Origin of the sequence: Ilumatobacter nonamiensis YM16-303, assembly GCF_000350145.1 — a bacterium.
In the GTDB taxonomy this organism is placed as follows: domain Bacteria; phylum Actinomycetota; class Acidimicrobiia; order Acidimicrobiales; family Ilumatobacteraceae; genus Ilumatobacter_A; species Ilumatobacter_A nonamiensis.
Genome location: NZ_BAOL01000319.1, coordinates 1 through 1048, shown reverse-complemented (window position 1 = coordinate 1048; position 1048 = coordinate 1). Strand labels below are relative to the sequence as shown.

General features: G+C 66.4%; 1 protein-coding gene. It reads right to left on the bottom strand.

The genetic code is table 11. The features are described 5' to 3' along the window. On the bottom strand, nt 1-977 hold a 977-nt coding region (gene obgE / locus ON45_RS20330), incomplete at its 3' end, for a GTPase ObgE (protein WP_040496565.1). Nucleotides 978-1048: the final 71 nt, after the last annotated feature.

Below are 1048 nucleotides of genomic sequence, written 5' to 3'. Positions count from 1 at the left end.
GCGTCGTGGACATGCGCCGCCATCTTGCCGATCAAGGCGCTGACGCCGTCGCCGGTGATCGCCGAAACGACGTCGCCCTCCCACTCCATCACCTCGAGGTCGCCTTCCTGCACCATGTCGGCCTTCGTGCCGACGACGATGCGCGGACGATCCAGCAGGTCCGGTTGGTAGTTGCCGAGCTCCTCCAGCAGGATCTGCTCCTGCTCGTTCGGCCACGTCCCGTCGGTCGGCGCGAGATCGACCATCAAGCACAGCACCCGGGCGCGCTCGACGTGGCGGAGGAACTGATGTCCGAGTCCCTTGCCTTCGCTCGCTCCTTCGATCAGGCCGGGGATGTCGGCGACGACGAATTCGGTGTCGTCGTCGAGCTTGACCACTCCGAGGTTCGGTTCGAGCGTCGTGAACGGATAGTTCGCGATCTTCGGTTTGGCCGCCGACACCACGCTGATCAGCGTCGACTTGCCGACGTTCGGGAAACCGACGAGTGCGACGTCGGCCATCAGCCGCAGTTCGAGCTTCAGCCAGCGTTCCTCGCCGTGCTCGCCCTGCTCGGCGAAACTCGGCGCGCGCCGCTTGTTCGACAGGAACTTGGCATTGCCGCGTCCCCCTCGTCCTCCGGCAGCGGCCTGCCAGCGGTCCCCTTGATTGTTCAGTTCCGCGTACACCTCGCCCGTGTACAGGTCGCTCGCCTTGGTCCCGATCGGCACCTTGATCTCGAGTGATTCGCCTCGGCGGCCGTGCTGGTCCTTGCCCTTGCCGTGGACTCCGCGATCGGCCTTGCGGTGCGGATGGTCCTTGAACGCCAGGAGCGAGGCGACGTTGTGATCGGCCACGAGCCAGATGTCGCCACCGTCGCCACCATCGCCCCCGTTCGGCCCGCCCATCGCCACCGGTCCCTCACGACGGAAACTGATACAGCCCGCGCCGCCATCGCCGCCCTTGACGTTCAGTTGGCACTCGTCGACGAACTGCGACATGGCCGAGAGGCTACGCCCGTCGACCCCGCTCGCTCCGCCACGTTCTCGTGAACAGTTCGCGCACGGAGCGC